Below are 203 nucleotides of genomic sequence, written 5' to 3' on the forward strand. Positions count from 1 at the left end.
ACTCGCTCTTCACCAGGTTGTAACTTCGGATTAAATTCACGTTTTGTTTCAAACGGTATCTCTACTGTTTTTGTTTCTGTTGTACCCGTTTTTGGTCCGTGTTTAATCACATCATCCACTGGCTCTTCGATCACTTTTCCTGTGTCTGGATTCTTGATTCCTGGTTTACCTGGTACTTTTTCCGTTTGATCTGTTGGTAAGTT

1 protein-coding gene is annotated in these 203 nt (G+C 40.4%); it reads right to left on the bottom strand.

The window, feature by feature from the left end; genetic code table 11:
* Positions 1 to 203 (bottom strand): E domain-containing protein (locus IDG64_RS15090; RefSeq protein ID WP_206171388.1); only part of this gene is annotated, 203 nt, incomplete at both ends.

Origin of the sequence: Staphylococcus sp. EG-SA-15 (assembly GCF_017151895.1) — a bacterium.
Classification (GTDB): Bacteria; Bacillota; Bacilli; order Staphylococcales; family Staphylococcaceae; genus Staphylococcus; species Staphylococcus aureus.